Source organism: Phyllobacterium sp. SYP-B3895, from assembly GCF_009647635.1.
Lineage (GTDB): Bacteria > Pseudomonadota > Alphaproteobacteria > Rhizobiales > Rhizobiaceae > Phyllobacterium > Phyllobacterium pellucidum.
In genome coordinates this window covers 1301336-1320010 of record NZ_WJIG01000001.1, presented here as the reverse complement: position 1 = coordinate 1320010, position 18675 = coordinate 1301336, and the positions used below count along the sequence as shown (strand labels likewise).

At 59.9% G+C, this 18675-nt stretch carries 16 protein-coding genes; 2 read left to right on the top strand and 14 right to left on the bottom strand.

Translation table 11 applies throughout. The features are described from left to right. Positions 1–489 precede the first annotated feature (489 nt). Complete coding sequence (locus GF108_RS06420; protein ID WP_027229655.1) at positions 490–2442, top strand: M23 family metallopeptidase; 1953 nt, start codon at positions 490–492, stop codon at positions 2440–2442. A gap of 9 nt (positions 2443–2451) precedes the next feature. Here the strand turns inward: GF108_RS06420 and GF108_RS06415 are convergent, their stop codons facing one another. From GF108_RS06415 to GF108_RS06375, 9 genes are all read right to left on the bottom strand, one after another. Beyond that, entirely contained in the window at positions 2452–3864 is a 1413-nt protein-coding gene (locus GF108_RS06415) for a L,D-transpeptidase (RefSeq protein WP_153667269.1), read from the bottom strand. Positions 3865–4039: 175 nt separating this feature from the next. Continuing rightward, complete coding sequence (gene clpB / locus GF108_RS06410; protein WP_153667268.1) at positions 4040–6652, bottom strand: ATP-dependent chaperone ClpB; 2613 nt, start codon at positions 6650–6652, stop codon at positions 4040–4042. Between the two features lie 414 nt (positions 6653–7066). Further along, complete coding sequence (locus tag GF108_RS06405; protein ID WP_153667267.1) at positions 7067–7747, bottom strand: DUF4167 domain-containing protein; 681 nt, start codon at positions 7745–7747, stop codon at positions 7067–7069. 295 nt (positions 7748–8042) lie between these two features. After that, positions 8043–8906: a peptide chain release factor N(5)-glutamine methyltransferase gene (gene prmC, locus GF108_RS06400; RefSeq protein ID WP_153667266.1), complete on the bottom strand. Its 864-nt coding sequence runs from the start codon at positions 8904–8906 to the stop codon at positions 8043–8045. Next, the gene (gene prfA, locus GF108_RS06395; protein ID WP_091921324.1) at positions 8903–9982 is read right to left on the bottom strand and encodes a peptide chain release factor 1; all 1080 of its coding nucleotides are present in this window, start codon (positions 9980–9982) and stop codon (positions 8903–8905) included. Before prfA ends, prmC begins: the two co-directional genes overlap by 4 nt. 9 nt (positions 9983–9991) lie before the next feature. Next, positions 9992–12286 carry a phosphoenolpyruvate--protein phosphotransferase gene (gene ptsP, locus GF108_RS06390; RefSeq protein ID WP_153667264.1) on the bottom strand — a complete coding sequence of 765 codons (2295 nt, stop codon included), beginning with the start codon at positions 12284–12286 and terminating at the stop codon, positions 9992–9994. A gap of 91 nt (positions 12287–12377) precedes the next feature. Then, positions 12378–13631, bottom strand: a complete 1254-nt coding sequence (locus tag GF108_RS06385) for an aspartate kinase (RefSeq protein WP_153667263.1) — start codon at positions 13629–13631, stop codon at positions 12378–12380. Between the two features lie 155 nt (positions 13632–13786). Beyond that, a complete protein-coding gene (locus GF108_RS06380; protein ID WP_153667262.1) occupies positions 13787–14098 on the bottom strand; it encodes a type II toxin-antitoxin system RelE/ParE family toxin in 312 nt (103 codons plus the stop codon). Beyond that, a complete protein-coding gene (locus GF108_RS06375; RefSeq protein WP_153667261.1) occupies positions 14095–14361 on the bottom strand; it encodes a type II toxin-antitoxin system ParD family antitoxin in 267 nt (88 codons plus the stop codon). The genes GF108_RS06380 and GF108_RS06375 overlap by 4 nt, the downstream gene beginning before the upstream one ends. A 158-nt stretch (positions 14362–14519) precedes the next feature. Here GF108_RS06375 and ubiG point away from each other — a divergent pair, with 158 nt between their 5' ends. After that, positions 14520–15263 (top strand): bifunctional 2-polyprenyl-6-hydroxyphenol methylase/3-demethylubiquinol 3-O-methyltransferase UbiG, encoded by a 744-nt coding sequence (gene ubiG, locus GF108_RS06370; protein WP_153667260.1) that lies wholly within the window; start codon positions 14520–14522, stop codon positions 15261–15263. On the opposite strand, the gene GF108_RS06365 is transcribed toward ubiG, so the two are convergent. The 5 genes from GF108_RS06365 to GF108_RS06345 all read right to left on the bottom strand — a co-directional run bounded on the left by GF108_RS06365 (position 15250) and on the right by GF108_RS06345 (position 18637). Continuing rightward, complete coding sequence (locus GF108_RS06365) at positions 15250–16164, bottom strand: DMT family transporter (protein WP_153667259.1); 915 nt, start codon at positions 16162–16164, stop codon at positions 15250–15252. The genes ubiG and GF108_RS06365 overlap by 14 nt on opposite strands. 59 nt (positions 16165–16223) lie before the next feature. After that, positions 16224–16637 carry a DUF1178 family protein gene (locus GF108_RS06360; RefSeq protein ID WP_153667258.1) on the bottom strand — a complete coding sequence of 138 codons (414 nt, stop codon included), beginning with the start codon at positions 16635–16637 and terminating at the stop codon, positions 16224–16226. After that, positions 16634–17500, bottom strand: coding sequence for a carbon-nitrogen hydrolase family protein (locus GF108_RS06355; RefSeq protein ID WP_153667257.1), 867 nt, complete (start codon positions 17498–17500; stop codon positions 16634–16636). The genes GF108_RS06360 and GF108_RS06355 overlap by 4 nt, the downstream gene beginning before the upstream one ends. Before the next feature lie 10 nt (positions 17501–17510). Next, positions 17511–17780: a glutaredoxin 3 gene (gene grxC, locus GF108_RS06350; RefSeq protein ID WP_091921308.1), complete on the bottom strand. Its 270-nt coding sequence runs from the start codon at positions 17778–17780 to the stop codon at positions 17511–17513. Positions 17781–17857: 77 nt separating this feature from the next. Continuing rightward, positions 17858–18637, bottom strand: coding sequence for a ComF family protein (locus GF108_RS06345; protein ID WP_153667256.1), 780 nt, complete (start codon positions 18635–18637; stop codon positions 17858–17860). Positions 18638–18675 lie beyond the last annotated feature (38 nt).

Sequence of the window (18675 nt, the reverse complement as noted above, 5' to 3'; positions counted from 1 at the left end):
CTTAAACCTTGCCAAGGACCGCTTGCATCAACACGTCAGTCTCGCAACCAACCATCATGCAAACCTTAGGGCGCATTCAGCAACCGCCAGCGGCGCCCCGCCCTCGTTGTGCCGGTATATAGACCCCGCCCAACAAAACTGTCAACACCGATTTTGAAGAATTTATGAAAAATATGACGGTTCGATTTCGCCGCCCTGCACAGCCCTTGCAATGGCTACGAAATCCCGGCCCGGCAAATCCAAATGTGATGGCCTTGGCCACAAACATGCCCCAATCGCGACCTAGCGCTCGCGCCGACATGCGGGCTTTTTCAAACAGCAACCGCGATCGAGCGAGCGAGGCGCACATCCGTTTCGGCGGCCTGCGTTGACATAGTGAAGTCACGGGGGCAAAACTGCGGCCTCGTTGATTTCATGCCAGGGCAAACCTGGCCGGCAAACGCGCCGGGAACCTGCATTCACAACGGCGACGGGATCACACTTTAAAGTATGAGCGAGTACGAGGGGCACTCATCGATCGATCCGGGCAATGAGCCGCCGCTTATCACGGACGGACGCCGCGGGCCGCCTGACCGCCGCGAAATCTCGGCGCGCTGGCTGGCCGGCACGTTTCTTACCGGCATTACCTCGAGCATGCTGATGGGCGTTGCCCTGTTCGCGGCGCTCGACGGGCGTGAACAACTCGCAACACCGCCGGAATTGATCGGCCGCAATGCCATGCCGGCCCCGGCCGACGCCAGCGGCGTGACCAAGGGTTCGCGCGTCGTCGCAACCACCCCCATACAGAAGAACCGGGACCGCCGCCGACTCGACGTTTCGACAATGTTCAAGGATGGCGAGCGCGATGTCGTCCGCTCCATGCCATTCGAGTTCGTGCACATTGAACTCGCCGACGTGCACAATACCAATCGCCGCTATCCAAACTTCAATCCGCTCGACGTCTTTGCCGAAGCGAATGAGGATACGGACCCCACGCCGAAGACCGGTCAGATTTACGGCGCCAAGGTCGAGAGCGAAGTCAGCCTGCGCACCGTCGATTTCCCGCTGACCACGGCGCAATATGATCCTGCGGACGATCTCAGCGTCGACGAAGTTGAAGAAGTCGTCCGCAACACCGGTTCGCTGTTGACCGATGGCGCCATCCAGGTTGCTTCGCTGCATTATGTCGATCCGCTGCGTTTCGGTACGGATGACGACCCCTACAATTTGCGCAGTCCGCTCGCGGTCAAGATCATCCAGGAGAATGTGAGCGTTGCGCCGCGCCTGCCCGAGGATGCGGCGAGCACCGGATATTCGGAAGCGCTGATCCCGTTCCGCAGCGACAAGGAGATTACCGCCGCCCTCGCGGATGCCGGCTATGAGAGCGATGATGCGACCGGCATGTCCGGGGCGATCAGCAAGCTCTTGAACTCCCCGCGCCTCAAGAGCGGCAGTGTTCTGCGTCTCGGCATCGAATCGCGCGACGATCTCGATCGTATCGTGCGCGCCAGTGTCTATAATGGCAGCACGCACATTCTGACCATCGCGCTCAACGACAAGGAACAATATGTCCCCGCCGACGAGCCGGAAATGACGCCCGGCCTGCAGGTGGCGTTCGATGACAGTCCCGCCGGATCGCGGCGCGCCGAAGATCTGCCGACCGTCTATGACGGTATCTACAGAGCCGGTATCGCCTATGGCATGACCGATCCGATGATCAAGCAATTGATACGCATGCTGGCTTCCGATGTCGACTTCCAGTCGCAGTTGAGCCCCACGGACGAGCTTGAAGCGCTGTTCTCACTGCCGGCAGGCTCCGACAAGGCAGGCGACGAATCGGAAATTCTCTATGTTGCCGCGAACTTCGGCGGCGACCTCAAGAAGTTCTATCGGTTCCACGGCGAGGACGGCACGACCGACTATTACGACGAGAACGGCAAGAGCTCGAAACAGTTCCTCCTGCGCAAGCCTGTGCCCAACGGCACTTTCCGCTCGCCGTTCGGCATGCGCCGCCACCCGATCCTTGGCTATTCGCGCATGCATACCGGCGTCGACTGGTCAGCGCCCCGTGGCACGCCCATCGTCGCGGCCGGCAATGGCGTTGTCGAGCGCGCCGGCTGGACCAATGGCTACGGCATCCAGACACTCATCCGTCATTCCAACGGTTACGAGAGCAGCTATTCGCACCAGAATGCCGTGGCCAGCGGCGTGGTTGCGGGCGCGCGTGTGCGCCAGGGGCAGGTCATCGGTTATCTTGGATCAACCGGTCTTTCGACCGGGCCGCATCTCCACTACGAGGTGATCGTCAACGGTTCGAAAGTCGATCCGATGCGCATTCGCCTGCCGAGTGGCGGCGAACTGCAGGGCAATGATCTCGTCGCCTTCCAGCGCGAGCGCGAACGGATCGACCAGTTGCTTCAGGACGAAAATTCCGACGCCACCAAGGTTGCGGCGAGCGGGTAAGCACCCGCTCTATTCCTGGAACTCTACCGTCACGCCCTTCTGAACCATCTTGGAAAGCTCCGTTGCGTCCCAATTGGTCAGGCGCACGCAGCCATGGCTGTTGGTCTTGCCGATCTTCGAAGGTTCAGGCGTGCCGTGAATGCCATAGGTCGGCTTCGACAGCGCAATCCACACCGTGCCGACCGGGCCGTTCGGGCCGGGCGGAATCGTCAGGACCTTGTCGTTCTCACCCTGCTTGAAGTTCAGCTTCGGATTATAGGTGTAGTTCGGATTGAGCGCGATACGCTCGACCTGGACCGTGCCTGAGGGCGATGGCGTATCGGTCGACCCGATCGTCGCGGGATAGGCGACGATGAGCCGGCCCTCGGCATTATAGCCACGCACCTGCTTGCGGCCCTTGTCGGCGATGATCCGCGTTACCGCGCCGCCGGCATTCTGGCCGGGATTGGCGACCTGGATGGAAACGCCCGGCGTATTGAAATTGACGCCCGGATTGATCTCCTTGAGATAATTTTCATCCATATGGAAGCGTTCTGCCAACATCTCTGTGACCGAAGTGAACGCCATGCGCTCGAGCTGCGCCTTATGGCTGTAATCTTCCGGGATGGAGGCGACGAACGGATAGGCCGCGTCCTCGGAGGTGATCGTATAGGCCACGAAAGCCGGTCCGCCGGTCTGTTCGAGCGAGGCGTTGATCCCCTCATCATTGAGTGGATCGAATTGCTGGCCGGTCATTTCCTCGAATGCCGCGACAGCCTTGTCGACATTGCCGCCCTTATGACCGTCTATCACGCCGGGCGAGACGCCGATCCGGTCGAGCAGGACCTGAATTGCGGCGATCTTTGCCTTCGCGCCCTGCCCCTTCGGCAATTCTACCGTCGGCGCCGGGTTCGGATGTGCGGGTATCTGCTCCTGCTGCGGCGTGTCGTAGAACCCGTCGTTTTGCGAGTCCGGTGGATTGAAATTCGGATCCGCCGGATTGAGATCGGCCTCGCCGCCTGTGGGCGGCAGCGGTTGCCGGGCAACGCTGCCATAGTCGCGCTCGGACGGGAGCGCCGATTGCTGTTCATAGCGATCGTTGCCCGGTCCTGCATAGGGATCGTTCGGGATGGCGCCGGTGTCGTAGGGATCCTGCGGCGCGTCAGGGAAGTAATCCGCACCCTGATCGTTGCGCGGCTCTTCTACAGAAACGACGCGGCCCCGGCGATCAACCGTAACCCTGCGGCCATATTCATCATAGTAGGAACGATAGGCCTCGCGGCGCGGGCGACGCTCGCCTTCGAACCATTGCGCCAAAGTGTAGGGCTTGGCGGCATTGACGGCAGGCGCAATCGTTCCAGCCGCGCTCGACGTCGCCGGGGCGGTGAGGCCCGCTGAAGCAACGAGAAACAATCCGAGCAATGAATGATGATAAGAGGCCATGCCATAAGATTCCGGTTATTGCCGATAACGCGACATTAATCATAAATGACCGAACTTCCTGTCATTATGGTTAATGCCTTCGCGCTTTTATCGTTGCATTTATGAGATGAACGAGACGTGAAAATGGCCGCGCTGTGGCGGCCATCTTCTTTATTTCAGTGTTGCGAAAGCGCAATCATGCTGCTTCGCTCTTGTCCCGCTCCGGCGCGGATTTGACCGACTTGAAATTCAGCCGGTCCGACCCCGCCGTGATCTTCACCGTCGAGCCGTCCAGAATATCGCCGAGCAGGATTTTCTCTGCCAGCGGATCCTGCACCTCTTTCTGGATGACACGCTTCAGAGGTCGCGCGCCATAGGCCGGATCGTAACCCTTCTCGGCAAGCCAGTCGGTTGCTTCGCTGTCAAGCTTGATCGTGATCTTGCGATCGGTAAGCAGCTTCTGCAAATGCTCCATCTGGATCGCAACGATCTTGCCCATATCCTTGCGCTTCAGGCGATGGAACAGGATGATTTCATCGACACGATTGAGGAACTCCGGCCGGAACGCCGACTTGACGACGCTCATGACCTCGTCACGCGCCATGTCGACGTCCTGGTCTTCGCCCAGCGCAGTCAGATATTCGGCCCCGAGGTTCGACGTCATGATGATCAGCGTATTGCGGAAATCAACCGTTCGTCCCTGCCCATCGGTGAGCCGCCCATCGTCGAGCACCTGCAGCAACACGTTGAACACATCCGGATGCGCCTTCTCGATTTCGTCGAAAAGGATCACCTGATAGGGCCGCCGCCGCACCGCTTCCGTCAGGGCACCGCCTTCCTCGTAACCGACATAGCCGGGAGGAGCGCCGATCAAACGCGAGACCGAGTGCTTCTCCATATATTCGGACATGTCGAGGCGTACCATCGCCGTCTCGTCGGAGAACAGGAACGCCGCAAGGGCCTTGGTCAGTTCGGTCTTGCCGACGCCGGTGGGTCCGAGGAAGATGAACGAGCCAATCGGCCGGTTCGGATCCTGCAGACCGGCACGCGCCCGGCGGATTGCCTTCGACACGGCCTGGACTGCCTCACCCTGGCCGACGACGCGCTTGGCAAGCTCATCCTCCATACGCAGCAGTTTGTCACGCTCGCCTTCGAGCATCCGGTCGACCGGGATGCCGGTCCAGCGGGAAACGACCTGGGCGATGTGGTCGGAGGTAACGGTCTCCTCTACCATCGACGTGGCGTTGTCCTGCTGTTCGGCGGTGGCAAGTTCCTTCTCGAGCGCCGGGATTGTGCCATAGGCAAGTTCGCCGGCTCTCTGGTATTCGCCATTGCGCTGGGCAGCGGCGAGCGCATTGCGCGCATCTTCAAGCTGCCGCTTCAGATCCGCCGCATGGCCGAGCTTCTGCTTTTCCGACTGCCAGGTATTGGTCAGGGCGGTCGATTCTTCCTCAAGCTCGGCGAGCTCGTGTTCCAGACGTTCAAGTCTGTCTCGCGAAGCGTCGTCCTTCTCTACCTTCAGTGCCTCGCGTTCGATCTTCAGCTGCATGATGCGCCGATCGACCTCATCGAGTTCCTCCGGCTTCGAATCGACCTGCATGCGCAGCCGCGCCGCACTCTCATCGACAAGGTCGATGGCCTTGTCCGGCAGGAAGCGGTCGGTGATGTAGCGGTTTGACAGTGTCGCGGCCGCAACGAGGGCCGAGTCCGAAATGCGTACCTTGTGATGCTGCTCGTACTTCTCCTTGAGGCCGCGCAGGATCGAGATTGTGTCCTCAACCGTAGGCTCGTCGACGAAGACGGGCTGGAAACGACGGGCGAGCGCCGGATCCTTCTCGACATGCTTGCGGTACTCGTCAAGCGTGGTTGCGCCGACGCAGTGCAGTTCGCCGCGCGCCAGCGCCGGCTTCAGGAGGTTGGAGGCGTCCATCGCGCCTTCGCTCTTGCCGGCGCCAACGAGCGTGTGCATCTCGTCTATGAAGAGAATGATCTCGCCATTTGCCGAAGTAACTTCCGAAAGCACGGCCTTGAGGCGCTCCTCGAACTCGCCGCGATACTTCGCGCCGGCAATCAGCGCGCCCATGTCGAGCGCCATCAGCTTCTTGTCCTTCAGGGATTCCGGCACGTCGCCATTGACGATGCGCAGCGCCAGCCCTTCGGCGATGGCGGTCTTGCCGACGCCGGGCTCGCCAATGAGCACCGGATTATTCTTCGTGCGCCGTGACAGGACCTGGATCGTTCGGCGGATTTCGTCGTCACGACCGATCACCGGGTCGAGCTTGCCCGCCCGCGCGTCGGCGGTAAGGTCGCGCGCATATTTCTTCAATGCGTCATAGGCATTTTCGGCGGAGGCCGAATCCGCGGTGCGACCCTTGCGGATATCATTGATGACGGCATTGAGCCCAGCTGGCGTTACGCCGGCACGACTCAGGATTTCGGATGTCTTTGCCGATTTCTCGATGGCCATAGCCGTCAAGAGGCGCTCGACGGTAACAAAACTGTCACCGGCTTTCTTGGCCACTTCCTCGGCCGTGGCAAAAACCTTGGCCAATGGCTGCGAAAGATAAAGCTGACCATTGCCGCCCGTTACCTTTGGCATCGCATCAAGCGCTGCCTGAAGGCCGAGGCGAACCTCTTCGACATTGCCGCCGGCCCGTTCAATCAGTGATGCAGCAAGTCCTTCCTCATCGTCGACGAGAACCTTCAGCAAGTGCTCGGGAGCAAACTGCTGATGATTGGACGAGAGGGCAAATGTCTGCGCAGACTGGATGAAACCCCGAACCCGTTCGGTGTACTTCTCAATATTCATTACTGTCTCCTTTTCCCGGACGACCCTTAAGCGGCATCGTGCGGTGGTCTGGTGACGGGCCCCCTGCGAGGCGGACCCATTCGCTCGAGGCAAATATGGGAACCAGTTCCTAGGCTCGCAAGGTCGAGGCGGAAGGATTTATCATGCCAGAAGTAAAGCAAATTATCGATATAAATCATGGCGCATGCCGGCGCGCGCAGAAGAAGCGATGATGGATTTGGCGGCGGGCAAATGGATGGAGTTTGCCGAATAGTCAGGCTTGCAGCGCAATCGCGAGCGCGGATCCTCGGGAAAGCCGGGGATTAGGGCCAACCAGTCGGCATGTGCTCAACGGCGCCTCTGCGATCTCGCCTTCGCAAAATGAATAAGCCGCCCGCGAATGAACGCAGGCGGCTTATATCAAGAAAACCGAAATCAGACGTCCGATTCGACCGCGGCCCGGCGCTTCTTCACTTCGGCGACAATTCCTGCCGGCGAAAGATCGTTCGCGGCATCGGCTGTGCTCGGTGCGTCACTGTTGCCTTCGGCCACACGCGGTTCACGGGGGCGAGCCGGGCGACGACCGCGCGGTGCGCGGCGGGCGGTCTTGGCCTCGGCGTTTTCCGCGTCGACAGATGCCTCGGCCTCCGCCGGCCGTGCCTCGGGCTGAGGCTGCGGCTGGCGCTGGCTTGCCGTATCATCATCATAGGCGACCTCTGCGGGCGTGCCCTGAATGACCGGCTGCGGTCCGCTGCCATTGATCGGCTGGTGCACGATACGTTCGACCTCGTTGCCGTTGTCGTCGTCATAGCCCATGTCGTCGTCCTGGTCATCGCGATCGTCGCGCTGGAACTGGACGGGCGCCTGGGCCTGTGCCGCTAGAATGATTCGATTGTAGTGCTCGGCGTGCTGAAGGTAGTTTTCAGCCATTACCCTGTCGCCGCTGCTCTGTGCATCACGTGCCAGAGTCGTATATTTTTCGGCGATGTGCTGAGCATTTCCCCGAATTTTGACGTCGGGTCCGTTGCTTTCGTAATTGCGGGATAGTGGGTTCGGACCTTTCCGGTTGTTGTTACCGCGTCCGCGCATGCGCCTATTCTGCTGTACTGGCCTCATACTTATCTCTTTTCAGAAAATCAGGGGCGCTGTTTTGCTCACCATTTGAGTCAAAAAGCTTCGCTTCTCAAGTGCCGACCTGAAGCGCGCCCCGCGCTTCAATCGCATCCAAAGTTTCATAAAACTTTTGTGCTGCCGCAAAAACCGTCTTCTCCAAAGTTTTCCCGAAGAAAGATCAAAAACCCAGAAATTCCCTACCAACTTCTTGATAGGCAGAACCAGTTTTGTTCGGTTTAGAGCGGTATCCGGAAACTATCCGTCTTCGCGGCAAATTCCAAGCCTTTTTTCAAGATTTTTACGCGGCTGTGAACAAAAGTGCCCGTTCATGGCCGCCAATATCCGTCTTTATGGCCTCCAGCACCAAATCTGAAGCAGCGAAAATGGCTGCAACGTCGGCGCGTTGATCAAAACCGATCTCCACGGCAACCGCTCCACCTTGCCGAAGATACCGGCGGGCCCCCGCGGCGATGATTCGGTATGGTCCAAGGCCGTCCTCCCCGCCATCGAGCGCCCGGACCGGATCCTGCAATACAACTTCACGTTGCAGGCCTTCAATATCGGCCGTCCGTATATAGGGTGGGTTGGAAACAATCAGATCGTAGACGCCCGTCACGGTGGAAAACCAATCCGAATGCTGGCAGGCAAAGCGCTGCGATACCTTGTTAAGGTGGGCATTCTCGCGCGCCGTATCAAGGGCGCCTGTCGATATGTCGACACCCACGGCACGCAATTGCTGCAATTGATTGAGCAGCGCCAAGGCAATTGCTCCGGTGCCGGTGCCGAGGTCGAGAAGGTCGGCAACGCCCAGTTCCTGAATGCGGCGGCGCAAGAAAGGCAGCACGAGTTCCACAATCGCTTCGGTATCGGGGCGCGGCTCCAGCGTTTCACGCGATAGCACTAGTTCGATATCGAAAAAGGCCCGTTTGCCGATAATCCGATGTACGGATTCGCCGTTCATTCGCCGGTTAAGGACCACTTCCAGCCGCGCATTCGTTTCAGAATCCACCTGCCTGTCGGGGTTTCGGATCGTTTCGAGTTGATCGGTTTCCGTGACCCATTCAACCAGAAGGCGAGCATCCAGCGTGGCCGTGTCAATTCCTGCACGCGCAAGACGGTCGCGCGCGTGCTTGTGTGCGTCGGCGAGGCGCGCCGTCGTCATAGCCCATCGTTCATCTGGGCGAGCAGGGCCGTCTGGTGATCCGAGATCAAGGCGCCGATCAGTTCGTCGAGATCGCCTTCCATGATGCGGTCGAGTTTGTAGAGCGTCAGGTTGATGCGGTGATCCGTCACACGCCCCTGCGGGAAATTGTAGGTGCGGATGCGCTCCGACCGATCGCCGGAACCGACCTGGCTGCGCCGCGCCTCCGAGCGCTCGCTGTCCGCCTTCTGGCGCTGCATGTCAAAAAGCCGCGACCTGAGAACCTGCATGGCGCGCGCGCGATTCTGGTGCTGGGACTTTTCAGCCTGAACGACCACGATGCCGGACGGAATGTGTGTAATGCGGACGGCCGAATCGGTGGTGTTGACGTGCTGGCCACCGGAACCGGAGGCGCGCATCGTATCGATGCGGATGTCCTCCTGGCGGATATCGATGTCGATTTCCTCGGCTTCGGGCAGAACCGCCACGGTTGCCGCCGAGGTATGAATGCGCCCGCTCGCTTCCGTATCGGGGACACGCTGCACCCGGTGTACGCCGGATTCGAACTTGAGCTTGGCGAAGACGCCCTTGCCGGAGACCATGGCAATGACTTCCTTGTAGCCGCCGGCTTCGCCATCGCTTGCCGAAATGAGCTCGACGCGCCAGCCATTGGCGGCTGCGTAACGCTCATACATGCGAAAGAGATCGCCAGCGAAAAGCGCAGCTTCCGAACCGCCAGTCCCGGCGCGGATTTCGAGGATCGCGTTGCGCTCGTCGGCGACATCCTTCGGCAGGAGCAGGACCTGGATGTCCTTTTCGAGTTCGCCGATCCGCTCGTCGATCTCCGGCAGTTCCGCCTCGGCAAGCTCGCGCATATCCCGATCGGTCGCTGCATCATCGAGCATTGCCTGCAGCCCATCGGCCTCGCTGCGCGCGGCCAGAAGCTCACGGATCTTGGCGACAACGGGCTCGAGCTCGGAATATTCCGATGCGAGCTTCACATAAGTTTCGGAATCGGGATTGCTCGACATCTGCGTTTCCATCATGGAAAAGCGCTTCAGCAGCTGATCCATACGATCCTGCGGAATGGACATTATTCAAAACCTCTAGAGTGGAACGCCGGCTCGCTCTGCGTACTTCATAAGAAAATTGCGCAACGTGCCGGTCTCGCCGTGATTGTCGATCGCGTCCTTGAGCTGGGCGCTGAGTTCTCCAACGTCCAGTGACCCAAGCATGGCTTTGACAGGACCGATCGCGGCCGGCGACATTGAAATTGAACGATAGCCGAGCCCGATCAACGCCATGGACGACAATGGCTTGCCCGCCATTTCACCGCAAAGCGTCACACTCGTATTGTTGCGCTCGCCTGCCTCGGCGATCTGGCGCAGCACCCTCAGGAACGGCACCGAGAGATTGTCGAAGCGATTGTTGATGATCGAATTGCCCCGGTCGACCGCCATGACGAACTGGAAGAGGTCGTTGGAGCCGACTGATACGAAATCGACTTCGGCCATCAATTCGTCGAGCTGCCACAGCAGTGACGGCACCTCGACCATGGCTCCGATCTTGACGCGGGTCGGCAGATCATAGGCAAAGCGCGACAGGTGCTGGACCTCGCGGTTGATCAGTTCGCTGGCCTTGCGCACTTCCTGCACTTCCGTGACCATCGGCAGCATCAGGCGCAATTCGCGGCCGCCGGCGGCCTTTAGCAGGGCGCGGACCTGCGTGCGCAGGAGGCCCGGCCGATCGAGCGTGAGGCGCAAGGCCCGCCAGCCCATCGCCGGATTTTCTTCGTTTACGTTGCTGCGGAAGTAGGGGAGCACCTTGTCGCCGCCAATATCAAGCGTACGGAAGGTGACCGGCCGGTCGCCGGCGGCTTCGAGCACGGACCGATAGAGCCGCTCCTGCTGTTCGGCGCGCGGGAAGGTCGATGCAATCATGAACTGCAGCTCGGTCCTGAAGAGACCGATGCCCGCCGCCCCGGCTTCGGCAAGCTGCGGGAGATCGACCAGCAGGCCGGCATTCATCAAGAGCTTGATCTCGATGCCATCCTTGGTGATCGACGGCTTGTCGCGCGATTCCCGATAGAGGGCCTGGCGCTTGGCCCGGAACCGCACTTTCTCCGAATAGGCAGCCTCAAGCTCCGATTGCGGCCGCAGATGCACACGCCCGTCATCGCCATCGACGATCACGGCATCGTTGTTTTCCGCCATGGAAACGACGCCCTTGACCTGGCCCGCCACCGGAATACCCATGGCGCGCGCCACGATGACCACATGGCTGGTCGCCGCCCCGTCTTCGAGCACGAGGCCGCGCAGGCGTTCGCGCGGATAGTCGAGAAGCTCCGCAGCGCCCATCGAGCGCGCGATTATGATCGCGTCCTTCGCCAGCGTTCCGGCCATCGTCTTGACATCTCGCCCCATCAGCTGGCGCAGCAGCCGATTGGCAAGGTCGTCGAAATCGCTCAGCCGCTCGCGCATATAGGGGTCAGTCAGATGCATCATGCGGGCGCGCGTATCGCTCTGCACCTTCTCGACCGCGGCTTCCGCGGTCAGGCCGTTGCGGATCGCCTCTTCGAGGCGCCGTACCCAGCCGGTATCGTGAGCGAACATGCGATAGGCTTCAAGCACTTCGCGGTGCTCGCCTTCGAACGCCACGTCGCGCCGCGACAGCATGTCGTCGATGGAAATACGCAAGGACCCAAGCGAACTCTCGAGCCTGTCGATTTCAGCATTGATGTCTTCGTTGAAGAGGTTGGTTACGACGATGCGCGGCTCGTGCAGCACAACGTGTCCAAGGCCAACCCCGTCGTTGAACGCGCTGCCGCTGAAGCTCATCGGTTTGCCAAGGTCGAGTTCGACGCCGGGCCGCGCGATGCGGGGGATATCGCCTGCGGCAACCATCTCGGCAAGCACCATGGCCGTAGTCTCGAGCGCCTCGACCTCATCCTCGCGGTAGACGCGCTTTGTGCGGTTCTGAACGACGAGAACGCCGAGCGTGCGCCCTGCCCTCAGGATCGGCACGCCGAGGAAGGAGTTGTAAATTTCTTCTCCCGTTTCCGGCAGATACGCGAAGGCCGGATGCGCTTGCGCATCGGTCAGGTTGAGCGGTCGCGCGCTTGCAGCGATCGTGCCGACGAGACCCTGACCAAGGCGCAGTTGCGCCAGGTGGACGGCCGACGGGTTGAGACCTTCGGTTGCGTATAGTTCGAGGACCCCATCGGAGCGGAGCACGTAGAATGAGCACACTTCCGCGACCATGTTCTGCGCGATTTCGCGAACAATGCGGTCGAGCCTCTCCTGCGGCTCAAGAGCCTCCGCCATCAGTTCGCGGAGGCGCTTCAGCATCACACGAGGGCCACTTATCGGGTCGCGTGTAGGCACCGGATGCCTTTCTCCCATTGTCAATTGTGGCAAGGCCACCGGGACCTCACCAAATCAGTCGATCCATCATGTCAGTCGGCACGAACGCCGACAAACAGAATCTCGCTCGTTAATGCTTATCGAGACCGTACACAGAATGCAAAGTGCGTACGGCGAGTTCCGCGTATGGTCCATCGATCAGGATCGAGATCTTGATCTCGGAAGTCGTGATGGCGCGGATGTTGATTCCCTTGTCTGCAAGGGCGCGGAACGCCGTGGCAGCGACGCCCGCATGGCTGCGCATGCCGATGCCGATGACGGAAACCTTGACCATGCCGGCTTCGGACTGGATCACGTCGAAACCGACATCCTGCTTGACCTTCTCCAGAACAACGAGGGCCTTGTCGAGATCGCCGGTCGGGACCGTGAACGTCATGTCGGTCTTCGACCCGTCCTCGGAAATGTTCTGAACGATCATGTCGACATTGATATGCGCTTCGGCGAGCGGGCCGAAGATGCCGGCAGAAATGCCGGGACGGTCGGCAACACGCCGCAACGAAATCTGGGCCTCGTCCTTGGCGTAGGCAATTCCAGTGACAACCTGCTGTTCCACGATTTCTTCCTCGTCGCAAATAAGTGTTCCGGGCGGATTGATCAGATCGCCCATGCCCGGTGCATCGGGATCCTCGAAGCTGGATCTGACAAATGTGCGCACTTTGTGCACCATGGCAAGCTCGACCGAACGGACCTGCAGCACCTTGGCGCCGAGCGAGGCCATTTCGAGCATTTCTTCGAAGGAAATGCGCGAAAGCCGCCGCGCCTTGGGCTCGACGCGCGGATCGGTCGTATAGACGCCGTCGACGTCCGTATAGATATCGCAGCGGTCGGCCTTGACCGCGGCGGCGATGGCGACAGCGCTGGTATCGGAACCGCCGCGCCCGAGTGTCGCTATGCGTTTGTCCGGACCGATGCCCTGGAATCCCGCGATCACCGCTACTTGGCCCTCCTGGAAGCGCTCGATCAGAAAGGAGCCGTCGATGTCGACGATGCGGGCCGCACCATGCGCATTGTCGGTCTTGATAGGTATCTGCCAGCCTTGCCAGGAGCGGGCATGGATACCCATGGATTGCAGAGCGATGGCAAGGAGCCCGGATGTAACCTGTTCGCCCGAGGCTACGATGGCGTCATACTCGCGGGCGTCATGCATCGGCGACGTCTGCCGGGTCCAGCCCACGAGTTCATTGGTCTTTCCGGCCATTGCCGAGACGACGACGGCAACCTCGTGCCCGGCATCGACCTCGCGTTTGACATGCCTGGCCACATTGCGGATGCGGTCAATATCGGCCACCGAAGTGCCGCCGAATTTCATCACGATGCGTGCCATGGAAATTACCGTTCTGGAAAGGCCTAAAAACTGGGTCGGAAAAGAGTCGTTTGAAATGAACTGGCTCTTTGCCAAATGAATGCGGCCTCCCATAACGAAATTATCAGCCGACTGCAAGAATGCGAATAAACGCGCGGTCGTCCTCTTCAGGAGGCTCAGCCGCTATCTTCGAATGTGTCATGAGCTATGTTGCGACCGCCATAAAAAACTCCGAGGATCAAGACGGCGTCCGATTTGACCAAAAAGGCAACGCTGACCGTGCGCTTGAAGCCGATGATTCGAATGCCTTGCATGATATCGTCACGGACTGTGCCTCGCTTCGGAAAGGTTGCGAGGCTCATGCAGAAATCTTTAATGGCAGATAGATACTCGAGCGCCCTTAACGTCCCGGCGGACTCCTGAATATATCGGTGAAGATCAACAAGGTCCTGTTCAGCCCGTGGATGGAACAGGATCCGATAGTTCATTTTTTCAGATTGCTTGCAGATCGGAGATGGGCTTCGAGCCTTGAGAACACTTGCTCTCCGGGTATAGGCAGCGAAGGGTCATTCTGGATTTCCAATGCCCGCCCTGCGATTTCGTTTCGGAGCCAGTTCTCCCTGGTCTGCTCATAGTCTTCAAGCATGCGTAAACCGGCCCTCACGACTTCACTGGCATTGTTGTAGCGGCCGGAATCAAGCTGCCTCTTGATAAACTGTTCGTAGTGCTCATTGAGTGCGATGCTTGTCATGATGGGGCACCTCAGCTGTTATATTTGATGATGTCGATCTTGGTGACAATAGATACCAAAGAATGACATTCATTGACACCAGGAACTGTCACCCGCATTGCGCCTTGACATTGCCTCCCGGAACAGGCCACTCGAAAACAGTCAAAGAGGATGAGGCCATGGCGACAACCGAGCGCACTACAATCGATGCCGCAGAAGTCGAGCGGTTTTCTCGCATGGCAGCCGAGTGGTGGAACCCGCAGGGCAAGTTCCGCCCGCTGCACAAATTCAATCCTACCCGCCTTGCCTACATCAAGGAAAAGGTCTGCGCCCATTACGGCATCGACCCCCACACGCCGATGCCATTTTCCGGCCTGCGCATTCTCGATATCGGCTGCGGCGGCGGACTTCTGTGCGAGCCCATGGCGCGGCTCGGCGCAACGGTTGTCGGCGCCGACGCCGGCGAGACCAATATCGAGGTCGCCAAAATCCACGCCGCACAGAGTGGCCTTGCCATCGATTATCGGGCGACAACGGCAGAAGCGCTGGCGGAGGCCGGCGAACAGTTCGACATCGTCCTCAATATGGAAGTGGTCGAGCACGTCGCCGATGTGGAACTCTACATGTCTGCCTGCGCGCAGATGGTAAAGGCCGGCGGACTGACCTTCGTTGCCACCATCAACCGGACATTGAAGGCGCTGGGGCTCGCAATATTTGGAGCCGAGTATGTCTTGCGGTGGTTGCCGCGTGGAACGCATCAATATGAGAAGCTCGTTCGCCCGGAAGAACTCGAAGCCGCGCTGCGGCAATCCGGGTTGGAGGTCGTCGAGAAGATAGGCGTGACCTACAGTCCGCTCAGCGACAGCTGGAACCGCTCCCGCGATACCGACGTCAACTATATGGTGCTGGCTACGCGGCCTTAGTTGCCACCAGCGCCTTTGCTTCCATGCGCTGGGCCTTGGTTGTCATCAGCACGCCGATTGTGATGATGAGGGCGCCTGCCCAGGTTGCAAGCTGGTAGACTTCGCCGAGAAATACCGTACCGGCAAGCAGCGCAACTGCGGCGCCCACATAGCCGATCTGGCTGAGATAGATCGGGCCGCCCACCGCCTGCAGCCGAAAGTACAGCGCGAACATGCAGGCAGACGCCACCACTTGCGCGCCAACAAGCCATGGAACGCCACGGAGCGGCGCAACTGGAAAGCCGCCAGTCATATAGAAAATGATCGGGATCAGGAGCAGCGCCGTCATGAGGTGACTGCCTGCTGCAAGCTCGGTCGGATCGGCGCCCGCCGGCCAGTCGACCGTGCGGTAGACGTTGCCCAGCGCCAGCAGAACCGGGATAAGCAAGCCGATGGCAACCCAGAGCGGCTCGGCCGGCTGCCCGACCTGGCCGCGGGTGAAGCCGACGATGACTGCGCCGACAAAGCCGACAAAAATGCCGAGGAGGCCGAGCGGACTTGGCCTGCGCAACTTCAACATGACAGAAAACAGCAGGGTGAAGACCGGCGACAGCGTGTACATGATGCCGGTATAGCCCGATCCGAGATGCGGGATGGCCGAAAGCGTCATCAGGTTGGGAACGGCATAGGAAACGAGTGCGGTGATAACGTAATAGCGCAGCATGTGCGCATTGAGCTGCGGCCGCTTGCCCATGACGAGAAAGGCCGTCAGCAGCACCGTCCCCGCGCCGAGTGAAATGACGAATGCCCAGAGCGACGGCGCAACACCTGCCACGAATGCGAGCTTGCCGAAGGGGAGCGTCAGCCCAAGGAAGGCGCCGGTCAGAACCAGCAGAACGGCGGCGGAGTTCAATAATTGCATGGAAGAATCACCTCGGTCTGGAGAGGTGAACCTTAGCCGTTGGCATCAACGCAGCAAGATCAATTGCGCTCTTCGGGAAAGACCGGAAGCGGCATCACATCGACACCGTCGTCGAGAAGAGACTTGACCTCCTCCTGGGAAGCTTCGCCGTAGATGCCGCGCTTTTCCACCTCGCCAAAATGGATCTTGCGCGCCTCCTCGGCAAAGTCACTGCCGACATAATCGGCATTCTCGCGCACCTTTCTGGTCATTTCTTTGAGCTCGCTGACCATCTTGCTCATGGCAACGGCGATCTTCTCCTTCTGGCGCCCGGTTGTCACCGATGGCGCCATCAGCGCTTTGCCGATGTTGTGCGAGCCGCAAGCCGGACAGGCTACCAGTCCCTTCTCCACCTGGGCATCGAAGTCGTCATTGCTGTGGAACCACCCTTCGAAGTCATGGTCGTGCTCACAATGGAGCGAAAACCGGATCATGATGCGACGTCGAGCCTTGTCTTTTCGCCGTCATTTTCGACGATCAATCCGAACGGACGCGCATTCTTGAGGTTCGGTACCTTCGCACGCGCGGCGGCGCTGAGTGCCGGATCGATATCGGCGACAATGATCGCGGGATCGGCGTGGGCAGCCTCTGCGAGAACTTCACCCCAGGGAGCGACGATCAGCGAGTGGCCGAAGGTCTCGCGCCCGTCTTCATGCACGCCGCCCTGGGCAGCCGAGATCATGAAGGCGCCGTTTTCAATCGCCCGGGCCCGTTGCAGCACATGCCAGTGCGCCTCGCCTGTCTGCCGGGTAAAGGCCGCCGGAGCCGATATAACCGAGGCACCGGCAAGCGCCTGGGCGCGGAAAAGCTGCGGGAAACGCACGTCGTAGCAGATGGCAAGCCCGAGACGCGCAGACGGCAGATCGATGACGACGGTATCAGCGCCGGGCGCATAGACGGCGGATTCGCGCCAGCTTTCACCATTATCAAGATCAACGTCGAACATGTGGATCTTGTCGTAGCGCGTCAGGATCTTGCCGTCTGGACCGAATACGAATGCCCGGTTGGCAATCTTGCCGTCATCGCGGGCGATCGCCGTCGATCCGATGTGAAGATGGATGCCATGTTTCGCGGCAAGCGCCGAGGCCGTTCGCACGATTACATCGTCTGCTTCGCCCTTGAGCACGCTTGCCAGCGCCTTGCGGTCCCGCTGCAAGGCACCGGTCATTTCCGGCGTCTGCACGTAGACCGCGCCTTTGCCGGCCGCATCCGCCACATATTCGGCAAGGTCAGCGGCATTGCGCTCTGGATCGACGCCGGAGCGCATCTGGATGGCGGCTGCACGAAATGACGTCATTGGATCATCCTCAAGCGAGTTCGCCGGTCTTCAACAGTGTGTCGAGCCGGCCCTGGTTTTCAAGCGCATAGAGATCATCGCATCCGCCGACATGAGTCTCGCCGATGAAAATTTGCGGGAATGTCGTGCGGCCATTGGCACGCGCCAGCATATCCTGACGGGCCGACGGCTCGAGGCTTGCATTGTGCTCGACGAAGGCGACGCCTTTCTCCGCAAGGAGGCTCTTGGCCGCCGTGCAATAGCCGCAACCATTGCGCGTATAGATTGTTACATCAACCATTCGAATACTCCACGTTGCTCCCTATATAGGCATGAAAAATCAACGCGGAAAGACCTGAACTTTGCGACACCTCGCCGTCAGATGGGCAATTCTTTTGCAAGCGCACGGCTGAAAGTGAGAACATCGACCCTTGACGCACCCCCGCGCAGCAATGCGCGTGACGCAGCCTTGACGGTGGCCCCGGTTGTATAGACGTCATCGATGAGAAGGATGCTGCGGCCCCGGACCTTGATTTCCTGCGCCTCGGGCACCTTGAAGGCGCCGCTCATATTGAGCCGGCGCGCATTCGAGCCGAGACCGACCTGCTGGCGCGTGCGCTTCACACGTTTGAGCGCATCAGGATCGAAGGTCTTGCCGGCAAGACGCGCAACATGCCGGGCGAGTTCGGCCGATTGATTGAACCGGCGAAACCAGAAGCGCCGCGCGTGGAGCGGTACCGGCACGATAATATCGCAACCCTCAAGCAGCTCGGTGCCGGCGCGCAGCATCCAGCGCGCCATCCAGGGTCCAAGATCGGTTCGGTCATTATATTTCAGCCCCTGCACCATCTCGGCCACAACGCCCTCATGCACGGCTACCGAGCGGGCGCGCTCGAAAGCCGGCGGATCGGCGATTGCTTCCGCGGACAGGATTTCGGCGCCAAGGTCGTGGCTGAACGGCGTCCCGAGAACAGGACAATACGGCTTCTCGATAAAGCGAACCTTTGCCCAACATGCACCGCAAAGACTGCCGGGCTCCGCTACAAGCCTCTCGCAGCCCGAACACACCGGCGGAAACAACAGTGTGGCAAACTGGCGTGTCAGCCCTTTCGCAAGCCCATGCGCCGTCTGCCTGAAGGTTTCCGCTCGGGTTTTCATTGCAATTCGTTCCAAGGCGACGCATCTACCCGTTGACT